The 16296-nt window shown below is 53.1% G+C and carries 16 protein-coding genes; 8 read left to right on the forward strand and 8 right to left on the reverse strand.

Translation table 11 applies throughout. From position 1 onward, the window contains the following. Window positions 1-123: 123 nt before the first annotated feature. Together AB4N53_RS10505 and AB4N53_RS10510 are read left to right on the forward strand one after the other, a co-directional pair. A complete protein-coding gene (locus tag AB4N53_RS10505; protein WP_460120325.1) occupies window positions 124-2628 on the forward strand; it encodes a P-loop NTPase in 2505 nt (834 codons plus the stop codon). Between the two features lie 541 nt (window positions 2629-3169). After that, window positions 3170-3568, forward strand: coding sequence for a phage antirepressor N-terminal domain-containing protein (locus tag AB4N53_RS10510; RefSeq protein WP_460120327.1), 399 nt, complete (start codon window positions 3170-3172; stop codon window positions 3566-3568). Between the two features lie 39 nt (window positions 3569-3607). Here the strand turns inward: AB4N53_RS10510 and AB4N53_RS10515 are convergent, their stop codons facing one another. The 6 genes from AB4N53_RS10515 to AB4N53_RS10540 all read right to left on the reverse strand — a co-directional run bounded on the left by AB4N53_RS10515 (window position 3608) and on the right by AB4N53_RS10540 (window position 9309). Then, the gene (locus AB4N53_RS10515) at window positions 3608-5386 is read right to left on the reverse strand and encodes an NACHT domain-containing protein (RefSeq protein ID WP_263220117.1); all 1779 of its coding nucleotides are present in this window, start codon (window positions 5384-5386) and stop codon (window positions 3608-3610) included. Between the two features lie 90 nt (window positions 5387-5476). Continuing rightward, the gene (locus AB4N53_RS10520; RefSeq protein WP_263220115.1) at window positions 5477-6457 is read right to left on the reverse strand and encodes a hypothetical protein; all 981 of its coding nucleotides are present in this window, start codon (window positions 6455-6457) and stop codon (window positions 5477-5479) included. Beyond that, on the reverse strand, window positions 6430-7134 hold the full coding sequence (locus AB4N53_RS10525) for a hypothetical protein (RefSeq protein ID WP_460120332.1): 705 nt from the start codon (window positions 7132-7134) through the stop codon (window positions 6430-6432). The genes AB4N53_RS10520 and AB4N53_RS10525 overlap by 28 nt, the downstream gene beginning before the upstream one ends. Then, window positions 7131-7685 (reverse strand): baseplate complex protein, encoded by a 555-nt coding sequence (locus AB4N53_RS10530; protein WP_460120334.1) that lies wholly within the window; start codon window positions 7683-7685, stop codon window positions 7131-7133. Before AB4N53_RS10530 ends, AB4N53_RS10525 begins: the two co-directional genes overlap by 4 nt. Continuing rightward, entirely contained in the window at window positions 7682-8605 is a 924-nt protein-coding gene (locus tag AB4N53_RS10535) for a hypothetical protein (RefSeq protein WP_460120337.1), read from the reverse strand. Before AB4N53_RS10535 ends, AB4N53_RS10530 begins: the two co-directional genes overlap by 4 nt. Next, window positions 8602-9309 carry a DUF4376 domain-containing protein gene (locus AB4N53_RS10540; protein ID WP_460120340.1) on the reverse strand — a complete coding sequence of 236 codons (708 nt, stop codon included), beginning with the start codon at window positions 9307-9309 and terminating at the stop codon, window positions 8602-8604. Before AB4N53_RS10540 ends, AB4N53_RS10535 begins: the two co-directional genes overlap by 4 nt. Window positions 9310-9395: 86 nt before the next feature. Between AB4N53_RS10540 and AB4N53_RS10545 the strand changes: the two genes are divergently transcribed. The 5 genes from AB4N53_RS10545 to AB4N53_RS10565 all read left to right on the forward strand — a co-directional run bounded on the left by AB4N53_RS10545 (window position 9396) and on the right by AB4N53_RS10565 (window position 12675). Continuing rightward, window positions 9396-9539, forward strand: a complete 144-nt coding sequence (locus AB4N53_RS10545; protein ID WP_460120342.1) for a hypothetical protein — start codon at window positions 9396-9398, stop codon at window positions 9537-9539. Further along, window positions 9529-11727: a bifunctional DNA primase/helicase gene (locus tag AB4N53_RS10550; protein WP_460120344.1), complete on the forward strand. Its 2199-nt coding sequence runs from the start codon at window positions 9529-9531 to the stop codon at window positions 11725-11727. The genes AB4N53_RS10545 and AB4N53_RS10550 overlap by 11 nt, the downstream gene beginning before the upstream one ends. Before the next feature lie 19 nt (window positions 11728-11746). Beyond that, window positions 11747-12040 carry a hypothetical protein gene (locus AB4N53_RS10555; protein WP_123419139.1) on the forward strand — a complete coding sequence of 98 codons (294 nt, stop codon included), beginning with the start codon at window positions 11747-11749 and terminating at the stop codon, window positions 12038-12040. Between the two features lie 66 nt (window positions 12041-12106). Continuing rightward, window positions 12107-12403 (forward strand): hypothetical protein, encoded by a 297-nt coding sequence (locus AB4N53_RS10560; protein WP_263219504.1) that lies wholly within the window; start codon window positions 12107-12109, stop codon window positions 12401-12403. Continuing rightward, window positions 12400-12675: a pyocin activator PrtN family protein gene (locus tag AB4N53_RS10565; RefSeq protein ID WP_065615903.1), complete on the forward strand. Its 276-nt coding sequence runs from the start codon at window positions 12400-12402 to the stop codon at window positions 12673-12675. The genes AB4N53_RS10560 and AB4N53_RS10565 overlap by 4 nt, the downstream gene beginning before the upstream one ends. A 1-nt stretch (window position 12676) precedes the next feature. On the opposite strand, the gene AB4N53_RS10570 is transcribed toward AB4N53_RS10565, so the two are convergent. Next, window positions 12677-13801 (reverse strand): site-specific integrase, encoded by a 1125-nt coding sequence (locus AB4N53_RS10570; RefSeq protein ID WP_460125417.1) that lies wholly within the window; start codon window positions 13799-13801, stop codon window positions 12677-12679. A gap of 102 nt (window positions 13802-13903) precedes the next feature. Between AB4N53_RS10570 and dusA the strand changes: the two genes are divergently transcribed. Beyond that, window positions 13904-14914 carry a tRNA dihydrouridine(20/20a) synthase DusA gene (gene dusA / locus AB4N53_RS10575; RefSeq protein ID WP_460120347.1) on the forward strand — a complete coding sequence of 337 codons (1011 nt, stop codon included), beginning with the start codon at window positions 13904-13906 and terminating at the stop codon, window positions 14912-14914. Between the two features lie 49 nt (window positions 14915-14963). Here the strand turns inward: dusA and AB4N53_RS10580 are convergent, their stop codons facing one another. Beyond that, window positions 14964-15797, reverse strand: coding sequence for an undecaprenyl-diphosphate phosphatase (locus tag AB4N53_RS10580; protein ID WP_016775449.1), 834 nt, complete (start codon window positions 15795-15797; stop codon window positions 14964-14966). Between the last annotated feature and the right edge of the window lie 499 nt (window positions 15798-16296).

The raw sequence follows: 16296 nt of genomic DNA on the forward strand, positions 1-16296 counted from the left end.
ACTGCTATCACGCAAACGGAATATTGGTAGTATCAGCAGCGGCTTTCAACAGCGGCGAGCAGTCTCAAGTTTTTGTAGGCCAGCGCAATCGTTCTTGACCTTTTTGACAGTTGGATGTGAAAAATGAAAAGCTTATCGGATTTAGGGATCTCAAAAAATGATCAAGAACGCTTACTGCGCGGACTTCATGAAGGTAAGTACAATCTACTCCTAGGAGCAGGCGCCAGTTACGGATGTAAAGGCGGGGATGGTGAAGACCTAAAAGATGGTGCCACTCTATCTACCCAAATCGCTGCGCAATTTAATTTGCCATTGAATCCTGACGAAGCAAAGAAGCTTCCATTATCTTACGAAGAGGCAGAGCACGTAAACAAAACCGGTCTCAAAAAATGGCTGCGTAATCGCTTTATAGGTTGCATACCAACGTGGCAACACTTGTTATATCGAATGCACTGGGAGCGGATCTGGACTTTCAACATCGACGATGTTTTAGAGAGAGCTTTTGAAACAGATAGCGCAAGGAATACAACAACACAGATACGCAGCCTAGACTGGAAAGATAAGCTCGTCCCAATCGAAAGCGCTCCTGGCGCGATACAAATCATCTATCTACACGGCCGCGCGCAAGATCTGAACACTAACAAGGACGGCTTGGTTTTCTCTATACCGGAGTACAGCCAAGCAAACAGAGCGTTCCCGCAATGGCATGCGAGCTTCCAAACCAACTATATAGATAAGCCTTTCATTGTCTGCGGTGCAAGCCTGGCGGAAGAAGTGGACCTAGCTGAAGCTATTCGGACAAAAAACCTATCTAGTGCGAATGGCTATCCTTCATTTATCGTTTCATTCGGTTTGGATGAAGGCCAAAAAGGTAGAATGCGCCGCTTCAATTTGATACCCGTAGTTTGCCCTTTGAACGAGTTTTTCGAAGTCCTTGTTAGAGAGTTAAATGAGTATCGAAAAACAGCAGATACTGTATCCGCTCGTCTTAAGCCTGGAACCTACGAGAGGTTCCTCGCACAATTTAGACGTTTCGACAATTCAGATACTTCAACTCAAGCAATCGAAGGCACCGATTTTTACGGTGGTGACCAGCCAACTTGGCATGACATATTAGGCGAGAAGGACTCTTCATTTACTAGCACTAACCTAGCCAAAAACTATCTGGATCGCTCCACTTTCAGATATGCCGTGTTGATTCATGGCAATAGTGTATCTGGAAAGACCACCAGTCTACTCAGACTAGCTCGCCAAGCTCTACAACGAGGATATAAACCTTTCTGGTTCAGGCACGAAGAAGGATTCAATGCGGACGTAGTATTAGATTATTTGTCAGAAGATGATAAAGCAGTGCTCTTTATAGACGACGCTGCCAACCATATGACTGCTATTGGGAAAGTGCTTCGTGAAGCCAAAAAGAAGGACAAGAGCGTCAGAATGTTCTTATCCCTCAGAAGCTCTCGCCTTAAAGGCTTTCGCATTGATGTAGACGACGAGTTTCGACAAGAAATCCGAATTGGCCCGATGACCCAATCTGACATAGTAAAGCTTGTTCAGAAGCGCAGACGAGCTGCGCGTTTGGGGAAACACATCACGGAATCTGATAGTAAGCTTATCAAAGCTTTAAAAATACGGTGCAAGTCAGAACTTCTAGAAAGCCTTTCTTTCATTGAATTCTCTGAACCAATTAGAGAGCGCATTCGAAAACTAGTGTTTACTGGAATCACCTCTGATGAAGAGAGGCTATTTTTTTCCAGAGTTATTTGCGTGCATCGCTTTGGTTTCTCCCTGCCAATAAGAGTTGCCATGGTGGTTTGTGGAATGCAATTTGGCAAATTCTCGTCGCTTGTTGACATTCAGCTAAAAACAGAAGGCATATTGGTCAGGGACGAGCGCGGACTGCGATTAAGACACAGGATCTTGAGCGAGTATGCTTGGGAACAGGTTTTGAATGAGCAGGAAAGATACGATGCTATGTCAGCGATCGTGACCGCGCTTGCTCCGCTTGTTAATCCTGACGTAATAAAAATGAAGGGCATCGAACACCTTATTCTCCGGGAGGTCTTAGACCAAGAGCAAGTAGCTTTAAGTATCGGACCCAAGGCGCTAAAGTTTTATGAGTCGCATGAGACGGAACTTGGCTGGAGTTCAAGATATTGGGATCAGAGGGCACTATTAGAATCTCGCCACGAAGGTCACTTCCCAAAGGCCTATTCGTATTCACAAAAAGCGATTTCACTGGAGCATCACCCCTTCGCATTCACTAGCCTCGGCACTATTTGCATGAGGCATTGTATTAGGCTGATAAACGACAACCGTATCGAAGCACTAAAATACTTTCATGAAGGCGAAGAAGCGCTTACTACAGCTTACGAACTAAACTCTTCTAGCGAAAAACCCCATGAACATCCATTCGTTACATTCTTCGCTTCTGCGGTAAAACTATTGAGAACCTTAGACCCACTAGACTCAGAGTTTGAGATAATACTGGAGCTTCATCGAATATGGCTAGAGCGCGCAGCGGACTCACCGGCTTTTGCGTCGATCCTTGGAAAAAAACGAGTTCGAGAGGTCAGAGCCTTTCAACTTAAAGAAAGACTGAGAATGCAAAAAGCCCAAAGAGAATAATTAAACAAGCATCATTTCACACACTACAATATCCTAAAACGCGGCTCTCACAGAGAGCTGCGTTTTCACTTTCAGTCTTTCTCCCAACGCCTCAACAAGTGAAACTGTGCTGCCTCAAGCGTTGCTAAATTTTGCAATCCTAAATTTGGCATGAGGCTCCGCAATTGCTGGGGTTTCAGACAGATTTCCAAAATCTCGAAACGTGTTTGAATGTCTCTAATCCTAGTTGCGAAAATTGGAAAAACCCTGAAACAGTCGCTTTTTTTATCAAATTCCCCCACCCCTGTGGGCCTTGAAGCTTTGGCAGATTTTTGTCTGTAAAGCACATAGCTTTGCATTTTTTTTCAAAATCTTTCACTCAGTGATGTACCAACATAACTCGCGCCCCCCGCGCCAGCAGCGCTCGTACCCTTGGTTTACCATTAACTCACTTTTTCAAAAGCGCCCGATATAAAGTCCGCTGGCGGGAGGGGGATAAGTGCTTTTTCAACGGATTTTTTTTCAACGCTTGACGTTTTTTAAATAGCCGAGGCACCACCAAATGATGGCCGTTCCGTTTTACGAAGATATCGTAGTACTCGTAGGCCAGGACGATGAACCTTATGTATCCATAAAACCGATTGTTGAAAACATAGGCCTCGCTTGGCAGGTCCAACATCGCAAACTAAGGGAGCGATTCGATTCAGTTATCACCGAAATGGTGACAACTGGCGGAGATGGCAAACAGTACGCGATGACTTGTCTTCCCCTGCGCAAGCTGCCAGCTTGGTTGTATTCCATCAGTCCCAACAAGGTGGAACCGGATCTGCGGGGCAAGATCATTCGCTATCAGGAGGAATGCGATGACGGCCGCTTAAGACGGTTTGATTCAACCGTGTCGAAAATCGACACGGTTGTTGAGAATAGCGGCGTAGAGGAGAGGGAAATAAATAAGCTTTAGGTGAAGCCTGCCGATCAAGCAGGCTTAAATTTAAACAGATCAAATACCTAAGAGTGAATCCAAACGCTGCAACCTATTCTCATGCCGCGATTTAATTTTCTTGAACCCCATATATGCAGCCTGCAAATAACGGATTGAAAAAGACCCTTCCCAATTTAGAAGCTCGTTAAATACTGGATGTTTGTAACTGAGCTTACCAGTCGGAATTCGAAGGACGCTAGTTCCATCACCGTACTCTTGAATCAATACCGCTTCACGCTCATCAAAAATTTCTCTATCAGGGAAAACGTACTCCCCACTAGTCACCGCAACGAATGAAACCAAATCATAAACACCAGCAGTAACCTTCTTTGACGAGGCTGTTATGCGAGACGGCTCTATATTCAGAGTCTCGAATTGCTTTTTGAAAGCCTTAGCCGCATGAGTAATTCCGACCTCCCTTTTTACTCCTAACTCTTTAAACATCTCGGTTAACTTTGGAATAAGCAAAGACCTTTCAACCAACTCAGGGTTCAATTCATAAAGCAGCTGAATTACATTATCTGAATTCATATTCTGCCAGTAGCGCTCAATCAATTTATCCTGAACTTCTGGCGTAGCGGAAGAAATATGCAAAGCAACGAAATATTCCTGAAATGACCTGTGAGAAAACGCGATTTCTAACCCTTCCTCTGTCAGAAGGCATGCAGCGCTTAAGAGATCATCAAGGTAATCGTCTACTATAAAGTCGATTGCTAATGCTTGCTTACTCTTCTCGATGTATTTCAAACACGCAGTCCTAGGCATTTTGAAACTTCTGCGATCATATGTTTGCAACGAAAAAACTGAAAACACTCGAGAAAAGTCTTGGATATCCAACTTGGTTAGTCTGGCTCGGCTAAAGCCGCCTTTGTATGCATCATGCCTGAGGAACAACGCCTCAAATGCTTGATTATAAAAAATACTTAACTTGGATGGAATCTCTGAGTTTTCGCCATATGTTAACAACATAATAGATAACAGGAGAGGATTTGAAAGAAAAGAAGTATGGCTCGCAAATAGCTTATCATGCAGATCTTTTTTGAATTTTGCTTTTATTTCTATATCAAACGGAAGCTTTTCCACTAAGAGCGAGGCAGTAGACAACTTAAGAGGTAAAACAAAGAAATTCGAATACTCATCAAGCCCATTAAACGCTTCATCCGGTCGTGACGAAATGAATATAGGACATTGAGGATATTTTTTAGACAACGACTTTATTTCTTTCAGCAGTCTTTTCCGGTGTGCATGGGCGATTTCATCATACCCGTCCAAAAAGAAACAAAAATGCCCAGCCTTCTTCGCTTTTTCGATGAACCCACCTGAGACTTGAAAACCAAAATCCCCTAAAAGCTCTGTTACAAACTCATTGAGTGTAGTTTCTGTGTTATTTAAATCTCGAAGCTCTACCATGATTGGGACATACGCACCGGTTGCGATGCAGTCCAAAAAAAGATGCTTAAGTAGCACCGATTTGCCGCTTCCGCCTGAACCAGAAATTATGACTCTATTAGTTATCGATATACAACCTTTAATGTCGGGTTCACTGATCGAATGCGTATTACAAGCAATACCTATCGGAACATAATAACTATAGAGACTAGTAGGCTCATTACGAATAAAAAACGATTTTGACTTTGAGTATTTTTCCGAAGTTTTAGAAAGATAATCTGTATAAGCCGTTTTTAGAGAAATCTGCAATGTTTCATCTGCTGCATTATAGACTTGCTTAGCCACCGCCCAAATTTTCTCAAAATTCTTCACAACAAACCCTGTTACAACCGCCCCTGTGATTACCATATCTGACTTCCTTTTTTTATAGGAAATAGATACTGCCTAAAAAAAATCACTCGCACCAGCGGCATCGCTCGGATTCAATGAAATGGTTCCCTAGCTCAGGGTGATTTTTTGTACAACTATTTCTAGGGACATTGCTGCGGCTGAATACTCCTTAAACGCCGCCGTATCAGCTGCACTCGGATACTGGCCAGCAATGTGAATATGCGCTGCTAGCTGTTCGTTCATGTGTTGTATCAGCCTTAGAATTTCACATACCACCTGAAAAATGTTGACACCATCAGAACCTATCCAGCTTTTTGGAGCCTGCATCCGCTGACTCATTCCTGTCACGCTCTCTCGTAAACCTTCAATACGCTCCAGCATATCGCCACCGACCGTGGCGTTGTGGTTCTGCCCCACAACCAGGTTCAGATCACGACCGGTCGCCTGGTGCAGATCGTCCACCGCCGCCAGGCTCGCTGATCCGCCCGACATCAGCTTGAGCGCACCCAGCGCTTCGATCTTTTTGACACCACCCACTGTCTCGGTCGAATGGTCGTCCACCGCCCGTGTATGGCTCTGGTATTGCTCGCGGTTGTCCAGAGCTTCAACTTCGCGCTCTATCGCCTGATCCCGGATCTTGCCATCGGTCTGACGTAGCCAGTTGCCGTCGACGTCGACGCGCTGCTGGGCGGCAGCGCTGTGCTGCCACACCTGATCACCTTTCGGCACCTTCGGCATGCTCAACCCGTGCGGCAAGATCGATTGGATGTAGGGTTTGTTCGGCAGGCCGTAGGCAAAGCACACCACAACCCTCGTGCCCTCCTCCGGAAAGGCATAAATACCCATTTCCTCGCCCCCGGTGGGCAGCGGCAAAGGAACGCCAGTGAGCGGCGGCATGGCCGGATCTGGCTCGTCATCCGGACCGAGTACGACAATGTCCACAGCGTAGCGCGGACGGAAGTCGTCGCACAGTCCGGCGTCCGCCGGCGCGTCGGACACGGCGGTAACCTGGGCAAAGCGCGGCAGGTGATAGCCACCGGTGAGTTCGGGAAATTGGCGCTCTACAGCGCGGCGGATTGCGTCTTCCATCGGATAGCCATCTGGTCATTGGTCAGCGTCACCGTGGTGATGCGCTCGCCATTGTTGATCGTTGCACCTGGGCGCACCCCGGGAAGGGCCGCGACCATCGCGCTCTGGTTGCCCTGGTAGCCGTGGAACAGCTCCGTGGGGATTTGCAGCGGCGCACGTGTGCCAAAGAAGCTGTCGGCCCAACTGCCGGCAAACACTTCACCGTTGCCCAGCTGGTGCCAGGTGAAGTCGGGAATGCTGAAGACTCGGGCCAGACTGTCCATCGCCTGGTAACCGGCGGCGAGGCTGTAGAAATACGGCGTCTTGACGCTGGCATAAGGCCGATCAGGGACACGAAAGCGCAGTCCGGTCTGTTCGCTGACCTCGGCAAGAACGGCGCGCAGATCCACATGACGCAGGTTCAACGGCAACGGGTTGGCCAGCGCGGCGGCCAGCTCACGGCAGAACAGCACCTGTTCGACCGCGTTGGCGGCCGTGCAGCGCTCGACGTAGCCGATAAAGTGCCGTTGCAGCGTGCCCTCGTTGTAGCCGATATCCAGCGTCACCAGCCCTTTCAGCGGCACAGGGGATTGAACTGTGAAGTTCGCCCGGCCGGGGCTGGTAGCGTCCAGCCGGACGTCCTCTTTGATGAGAGCGATCGGGGCGCCGTTGAGGGAAAGTATCTTGTGCAGTTTCACGTCTGCTCACTCCCGCCCAGCCACTTATCCACACGTCCCAGTACTTTTTCAAAGCCGCTCAGCGCGGGGTTGTCGCTGGTTCCATCACCGTTGCCGGCGCCGCCTTCGCCGACCGCACTGCCCGGGGCGCCTTGAGCGTCTACCTTGTTGCCGGCGCGCCGGCCTTCGACTTTCTCCGGGTTCGATTCGCGTTCGCTCAGCGTGAATTGCACAAGCCAGGCTTTCAGGGTGTCGGCTTCCCGCGCACTGACACCGTCGGAGAACTCCACCTGACGCACGCCGAAGGTTTCGGCCGTGTCGTTCACGATCCGATATAGATGCAACTGACCGCCGCCGGCGGTGGCTTCAGCCATGCGCAACAGATCCGTAAGCTGGGTTTTATCCACGAAGGGAATCATCAGCGAGACGGCCAGCGTCTTAGGCTTGAAGCCTTTGTGAGCCTTGTCGGTGTTGCTGGTCTGGCCGGACATGTCGCCGCTTTCGATTCGCAGGTTGGCCGTGACTTTGAGGTTCTTGCCTTGGACTTTTTGCCCGTCGAGTAGCAGCGTCATAGGCCCACCATTTCCCGCACAAAACTCAGTCCTTCTTTGCTGCCGACCAACAAAACCCCGGCGCATTGAATCCATTCGTGGCCCGGGGCATCGCCGGCCAGCAGTTCGCGGCGTAATTCGCCGGCAGTGCCTGGGCCGATCATTCGCGCGCGCATGCTGACGTCAGGGTTGCCCCCGGCCAGGAGGTCTTTCAGGTCAGCCAATTGCTTATCTCGCCCCTGCTGCTGGGCGCTCTTGCGAGCTGCCAGCGCTGCCAGATCGGCCAACGGCGAGCTGTCAGCGGCGTAGCCTTCCAGCACGGCTATCTGCCCCGCCATCGACTGTTTGGCAGCTTTGACCACCGTGCAACGCTCCAGCGGCAAACCTTGCCAACGCGGTAGAGTTCCGGCGCCGGGGATCTCCCACTTTTCACTCTCCAGTTTCACCAGGTGATGCGCCCGGCGCTCGGTGCGCACCAGGTCAGGGATCGGCAGCAGTGCATTGAAGCGCGCCAAGCTGCTGGCCAACTGTTCCAGGCGCGTGCCCAGGAACAGGATCGACAATGCGTATTGCGGCCCAGTCGGACGCCCGCTGTCGCTGGCGTCTTCCAGTTTCTTGGCGAGATGTTCCAGCGCGTTGGGCGCGGACAGAAAGCGCTGATAGCCCGCGCCCTGGCCAACGCCGCTTTGAAATGGCGTCACGACCAGGCACGCCGGCACCTGCCCCATCTGCTCGGCCAGCGCTGCGCGTCCGGCCGCGATCGCGCCTTTTGCTGCATCACCGACCGGCCCCGGGTTGTTGTTGGCCAGTCCACTCAGGCCAGCCAGGCGCTGGGCGGTGCTGGCCAGTTCGCCACCGGCCAGATCCTTGGCCGCTGACAGCCCGGCCATCCACTGCGTGGCCTGCTCCGGCCAGCGCATTGTCACCGGTGCCCAGGTCATGCCGGCGGCGTCCAGGTGATGGCTTTCATTGCCTTCAGATTTTTGTCTTTCTGAGCCTTCGCCACAGCTTGGCGCAGTGTTTCAGCGTGCTGCTGCGCCGCCTGCCGGAAGCGCACCAGGTCAAGACTGACTTTTTGCAGTTGTTCGATAGTGTGCGGCCGGAAGGCCAACACCTGATCGACGTCATAGCATGGGTAGACGTCGTCCAGACCCAGCAGCACCTGGCCGTTTAAATTCACTTGGTCGTCGATCGCGCTGCTGTACCGATATGGTTCGCCCAGGGCGCTGGAAGTGAAACCGCCCGCATCGTAGTCCGCGCAGCCAGTGGTAATCGTCTGCAGCTTCTGATCACGAAGAGCCGCCAGCACGGCGTCGATGTCATCTACCCACTTGCCATTCTTCCAGATCTGATTCGGCCCGGGCTTCTCCATGGTAAAGCCCGCAGGCACCGCTTCGAAGCCTTCCAATGTTCGTGGCTCGCCGGTATCGGTGCTGTAAACCACAACGCCGTCAAAGTAATCCACCAACTGCCAGGCCTTACCGTTCCACCACGCGGCTTTGTGTTCCGGTACCGCGGGGGGTTCTGCTTCGACGCAGCCGCCAGGAATCAGATAAACACCCGCCTCCAGAGGCGATTCGTCAGCCAATACCGTACCGACGAAAATGCCGCGGTGATCGGTTTGATACACGAGTTTTTCAGTCATGCTCGATCTCAATACTTGATGCAGTAATTAAGGGCCATGTTTCGAGGCCGGGTTTCGGTGCCGCCCGAAGCAGTTACGACAATTGCGTGCGTGTGCGCGCCGCCGCCTCCAACACCCACGTTGTGCGCATGCTGACCAGCGGCACCGACGCCGATGTTGTGTGCGTGGTTGCCTTGGTAGTCAGTGCGCATGGGCCGGCCATCGGCGTTTTTATCGGCCATGTCGTCTAACGCGTTCCCTGGGGACTCACTCAAGGCTCTCATCAAAAACCGTGAGGGCGGTAAGCTGCCCAAGCTGGTTTGGGCGCTGGACAACGAGCCAAGCGCCAACGCCTACACCCGGCGTTGGGTTCGTGATGCTCGCGCTTTGGGTTTCGTCTGCGAAGCGGCGCTGATTCCGCAACGCGATGGTCGCAAGGCTGACTGGAACGACCTACACCAGCGCTGGAGCTTCATCCAGGAAGACGGCAAGCGCGCCGACCAGATTGCTACCGACCTCAAACAGGCTCGCCATCAGGGCGCGTTGCTGTTGGCAGAGAGCGCAGCGGAAAAAGCCTTGCTGATGTACGACTGGAACAAGCGCGGGGAATTTCACCTTGGCTTTGGTAACCGTTTGTACTGGTTCAAGTTAGACATGGAGAAATTCAACCGCGCCATGTCGGACATCGAGGACAGCGAGAATCATGACGATCAGTTGCTTAACCAGGCGCAACAGCGTGAAAAGGCGTTGCAGCAGTCCGGCAGCGTCGTGGAGATTGCCAACTGCTACCCACAAGCCCTGTATTTCCAGCGCAACGAAGTCACCGACGAGTCCTGGTATTACCTGCGCGTGGACTTCCCCCACGACTCCGAGAGCGTGAAAAACACCTTCACAAGCGGCCAGTTATCCGCCGCGAGTGAATTCAAGAAACGTCTGCTCGGCATGGCGGCCGGCGCGATGTTTACCGGCAGTGGCCAACAGCTCGACAAGCTGATGAAGGATCAGCTGTTTGGCATCAAAACAGTGTCGACCATCGACTACGTCGGCTACAGCAAGGAATACGCCTGCTACGTCTACGGCGATCTCGCGATCAAGGACGGCACCACTTACAAGGTCAACAGCGAAGACTATTTCGAGTTCGGCAAGCTGCGCCTCAAAACCCTGCAGAAAGGTGTGCCGATCAAACTGCAGCGTGACGGCAAAGACTTCAACGAGAAGTGGGTACAGCTGCTATGGACTTGCTTCGGCGCCCAAGGCTTCGTCGCACTGGTTTTCTTTTTCGGTTCCCTGTTCTGCGAGCAGATCCGCGCGCGTTACCAGTCTTTTCCTTTCCTGGAAGCCACCGGTGAAGCCGGCGCTGGCAAGACCACCCTGCTCAACCTGTTGTGGAAATTGCTCGGCCGCGAAGGTTACGAAGGCTTCGATCCGATGAAATCCACCAAGGCCGGACGGTCTCGTTTGATGGGTCAAGTGTCCGGCATGCCGGTGGTGTTTCTGGAAGCCGATCGCCACAGCGACGATCGAGCGAACGCGAAAACCTTCGAGTGGGACGAGCTCAAAGACTTCTATGGCGGCGGCACGCTGGCCACCAAAGGCGTTAAGACAGCTGGCAATGAGACGTACGAACCTCCCTTTCGCGGAACGATTGCGATCAGCCAAAACGCGGCGGTGGTTGCGCACGAAGCGATCATGACGCGCATCGTCAAACTGCACTTTGTGCGTCCGATTGTCACCCCGGAGAGCCGTGCGGCCGCTGATCAGTTGAACGCATTGGACGGCAGCACCCTAAGCCACTTCCTATTACGCGCGGTAGGCAAAGAGTCCGCCGTGCTCGAGCTGTTCGCCCAGCGCATGCCCGAACACGAAGCCAAGCTACGCCGCCTGCATACCCACTGTTTTGCCTGCGGCACGGTTTACCTCAGTGACCAGGGGAGTTGCAGCAGTTGCGGCTACGACCTACGCGGTTACATCCGCGTGGAGCGCATCAGCAAAAACCACGCGCAATTGCTGTCATTGCTTGATGGCCTCCGCCTGGTGCTGAAACTGAGCGACCCGCAGGTTGCCGCCACGCAGCGGCAGATCGTGCGGATGGCGATCGAGCGTCAGGCCTCGATCAGCTCCGACCATCCGGCCGTCGCCGAATTCTGGGAGGTCTACGACTACCTCGAATCCCTGAATGAAGACCCAGTGGTCGACCACAGCAGTGACCCGAGCGTCATCGCGATCAACCTCAACGAATTCAGCGAACGAGCTGCAGAACACAAACAGAAGCTGGCCGAAGTGGCCACTCTGCGCGACCTGCTGAAGGAGTCCCGCTCGCACAAGTTTCTAGAGGCCAACAAGGCCGTTCACAGCGCAGTTCGTGCAGCGATGAACAGCAGAACACCACTAGCGCCCGGTCGCCCTACAACGGTCAAGTGCTGGATATTCAAAGCGTGAAAAAAAGGAGGCTACACCGATGCAAATCCAAGTCTTTTTGGGCAACGCCGGCGACGGCAAAACGAACAAGCTGCAGGAGATCATTGATCGTCTGGATGCGTTGGGTGAAAGCCAGCCGGTGATTCAGGCAGGTGCTTACGGGGAGGAAGGGTTGCTACAGATTCTTGAGGTTCGTGCTGCAGGTGGCCAACGCGAAATTTTGGTGGACGCGTGCAGCCCGCAGCAGATTCTGAGCGTACTGGAATGGCAGTCCTGCAATGAGGAGGATCCGAAATACGTCGACCTGATCATTCACCTGGCCCGTCGGGACTGACGTGAAGAAGAAGCGATGTCGAGGAGTTGCACCTCCCCGACACCAACCACCACAAAGGGACACACCATGCAAGCACAGCACCTAAGCGACAGCGGTTCAAAGGCTAACACACTCATCAACGGTGACCCGCATTCGAGGCATTTGATGGCTATCAAAATCGTCGGTACAGCACTGTTTGATTATCAGGTGCGGAAAACCGAGATAGCGCGGATCCGTCTTGAATGCCTTACCACCTTCGCCAAGGAGTTGGGCGACATCGACGCGGCAGAGTTCGCGGTTGTTGCTCAACTACTAGCTAACAACTCAACAGCCAACCTAATCCCAATTGATCGACCTCACCCACTCGAAGGAATCGCACTATGAAAACGTTGTTTGTACTGATGGCTCAATACAATGGCCAAGTGGTAATTCCGCTGGATCGAGTGTGCCAGGATTATTTCACGCACCTGACAACGGATATGTTTCAACGCAAAGTGGGTGCCGGGCAGATAAAGCTGCCGATTACTCGCATGGAGCCGAGCCAGAAAAGTGCGAAAGGTGTTCATATTGCAGATCTGTCGGCTTACCTGGACGAACAGCGCGCTGCAGCAGTCAAGGAAAGCCACCAACTGAATAGCGCACCGCGCAGCAGCTAACTCACTTTAACGTTTTGGCGCCCAGCTTTACGGGCGCCTGCAGGATGCGCTCGAACCACTCCCAAGATGCATAGACATCCCCTCGCCCGCGCAGGTGGGTATAGCGGCGCATCGAGTTCCAATCTCGATGTCCCGACACACTCGCGACCCGCGGAATATCCCAGTCCATTTCGAAAAGCCGGCTGACGCCTTCGTGGCGCAGATCGTGAAAGTGCAGATCTTCGATGCCCAGGATTTTGCAGGCCCTTGTCCAGGACGTGGACACGGATTCAGCGCTGTAAGGAAAAATCTCAGGCAACACTTTAGGCATGGTCTGAAGTATCGCCCATGCTTCTGGCGGCAAATGACACCAGACGTCGTTACCGATCTTCTGGCCTGGATTCTTCATGTCACGAACCAGCACCCGCTGGCCAGCTTCGTCCAAGTCGTCCCATAGGATCCGAGTGATCTCTTCTTGCCTACGCGTGGAAAACAACGCGAAGCTCGTCAGCTTAAGCATGTTGATCGAAGTCGGACGACGGGTTTGGATATCCCCGAAGTGCGTAAGCAGCTTGTCGAGCTCGTCCAGGGTGGGCCGGCGATCGCGCTCACGGCTTTTCATGTTGTAACCGAGCTTTTTCAACACTCGGCGCGCGTCCACCATTGCGTGCGGATCTACCTCATAACCCCAAGCGGGACGAGCGATCGAAAGAACTGCGCCCAAGTGGGCGAGATCGTTGCCAGCGGTCTGAGGCTGAACGCTCCCACCTTCCTCGCCCATGCGCCATAACGCATACTCGACCAGGTGCTGGCTGCTAATATCTCTGTCGCTCAACTTTCCCAGGTAAGACTCGCTGATCGCCTTCAACGTGCCGAGTTTCGTTTTCCCGAGAGGGCGCGCCTTGGTCATCTCGGCCAAGTAGCGATCGATCATTTCCTTGATCGTCGCGCCAGGTCGGTTCGCCCGCTCTATCGCCCCTGGCTCGTCCAGTTCGGTTTCTCTTTTACGCACCCAAGCCTGTGCGGCCTGTTTTCGGGCGAAGGTCTGGCTCTCTTGGTAAACTTGCGCCCCATCGCGAAATAGGCGTATCTGTGCCGTGTAACTGGTGCTGCCGTCGGTGCGTTTCCGTGCTCTGATCGTGGCCATAGTCAACTGGTACAATTGGAAAAGTGATTGGTACATTGTACCAACCGACCTTAGAAAACGCCTATTTACCCCCTGAAATCGGCCCAGAACACGTAGAGCAAAATGGTACATAAATCAGCTACATACCCAGTAAACATAGGCTCTACGCTGTCTAGAAGGTTCTCCGTTGCGCCCATGATGGATTGGACGGACCGCCATTGCCGTTTCTTCCTACGCCTCCTGTCGAAGAACGCCCTGCTCTACACCGAAATGGTCACCACCGGCGCTCTGCTCAACGGCGATTACGAACGTTTCCTCCGTCACAACGAGGCCGAGCACCCGCTCGCGCTGCAACTCGGCGGTAGCGTTCCGCTTGATCTGGCCGCCTGCGCGCGCATGGCGCAGGAGCACGGTTACGACGAGGTGAACCTGAACGTCGGCTGCCCGAGTGATCGTGTGCAAAACAACATGATCGGCGCGTGCCTGATGGGGCATCCGCAGTTGGTGGCCGATTGTGTGAAGGCGATGCGTGATGCGGTGTCGATTCCGGTGACGGTGAAGCACCGGATCGGCATCAACGGGCGCGACAGTTATGCCGAGCTGTGCGATTTCGTCGGCACAGTGCGGGATGCCGGGTGCACGAGTTTTACCGTGCATGCGCGGATTGCGATTCTCGAAGGGTTGTCGCCGAAGGAGAATCGCGACATTCCGCCGTTGCGCTATGACGTGGCGGCGCAGTTGAAGGCGGATTTTCCGGAACTGGAGATCGTGCTGAACGGCGGGATCAAGACCATGGAAGCCTGCCATGAGCATCTGCAAACGTTTGACGGCGTGATGCTCGGGCGTGAGGCTTATCACAATCCGTATTTGCTGGCGGAGGTCGATCAGCAGTTGTTCGGTAGTTCGGCGCCAGTGATTAGCCGGGCGGAGGCGCTCGCACAGTTACGGCCGTATATCGCCGAGCATTTGCTGGCCGGTGGTGCGATGCATCACATCACGCGGCATGTGCTGGGCCTGGGCACCGGTTTCCCCGGGGCGCGCAAGTTTCGGCAGTTGTTGTCGGTGGATATTCACAAGGCCAAGGATCCGCTGGCGTTGCTGGATCAGGCGGCGGAGTTGCTTGAAGGGCGTTGATGCCCTCCCCTCATTCAGCCAGGCGGAGTGATTCGCCTGGCTTGACGCCTCAAGCGGCCGCAGCCGCCGTCCAGTTCACCCAGCCAAACAGCCAAGTCGCCAGAATCAACAAACCAAAACCGATCCGGTACCACGCGAACGCGGCATAGCTGTGGTTGGCGATAAATTTCAGCAGGCCACGCACGGCGATCATCGCGAAGATGAACGCGGTGACAAAACCGAGGGCGAAGACTGGCAGGTCGTTGGGCTGGAAGAGGTCGCGGTATTTGTAGCCGGAGTAAACGGCGGCGCCAACCATGGTCGGCATGGCGAGGAAGAACGAGAATTCGGTGGCGGCTTTGCGCGAGAGGCCGAAGAGCAGCCCGCCGATGATGGTCGAGCCGGAACGCGAGGTGCCGGGAATCATCGCCAGGCATTGTACGAAACCGACTTTCAGTGCGTGAGACCAGCGCATGTCGTCGACATGTTCGACGCTGACTACATGGCTGCGCTGTTCGGCCCACAACATGACAATACCGCCCACAACCAGGGCGACCGCAACGGTGATCGGATTGAACAGATATTCATGAATCGCGTCGGCGAATAACACGCCGAGGATAACGGCGGGGAAAAACGCGATCAGCAAATTAAGGGTGAAACGTTGTGCGTTGCGCTCGGTGGGCAGGCCTTTGACAATCTCGAAGATCTTCGGACGAAACTCCCAGACCACAGCAAGAATGGCCCCCAGTTGAATAATGATGTTGAACGCCATCGCGCGCTCACCACCGAATTCGAGCAGGTCGGCGACAATAATCTGGTGGCCGGTACTCGAGATCGGCAAGAACTCGGTCAAGCCTTCTACCGCGCCCAATATCAACACCTGGAAAAGGGTCCAGAAATCCATTAATCCTCCGTCAGAGCACTCAGGGTGAGCGACCAGTCAATAACACTCGGGGTTGAGTATCTGAGTTACACAATTGGCGCATATGAAGATCAAAAGATCGCAGCCTTCGGCAGCTCCTGCATTTGAAATGCATTTCCCTGTAGGAGCTGCCGAAGGCTGCGATCTTTTGATTTCGAAGAATAGGTCTAACGGACTGCCACACTCAAGTCATGTTAGTAATCGTCGGCCGACGAACTAAACGGAAAAAATTTACTTCTATTACAACAAATATTTCAGTTCAGATATGAAGTGTGATCAACTTCACATATTGCCGACATGGCCAATCAATGGCAAAAGGACATAGACAAAGCCATCGCCACAAGCTCAAAATAGTGGCACCATTGCATATAGCCATCACTTACCCATTAGTTCACAAGCCCGAGAAAATCAACTAAAAGCCTGAAAAGCTTAGTTATTGTTAGAAAACTCGGGAGACACGTCTAAAATCCGCGTAAATGTT

This window comes from Pseudomonas sp. H3_E04, from assembly GCF_054668915.1.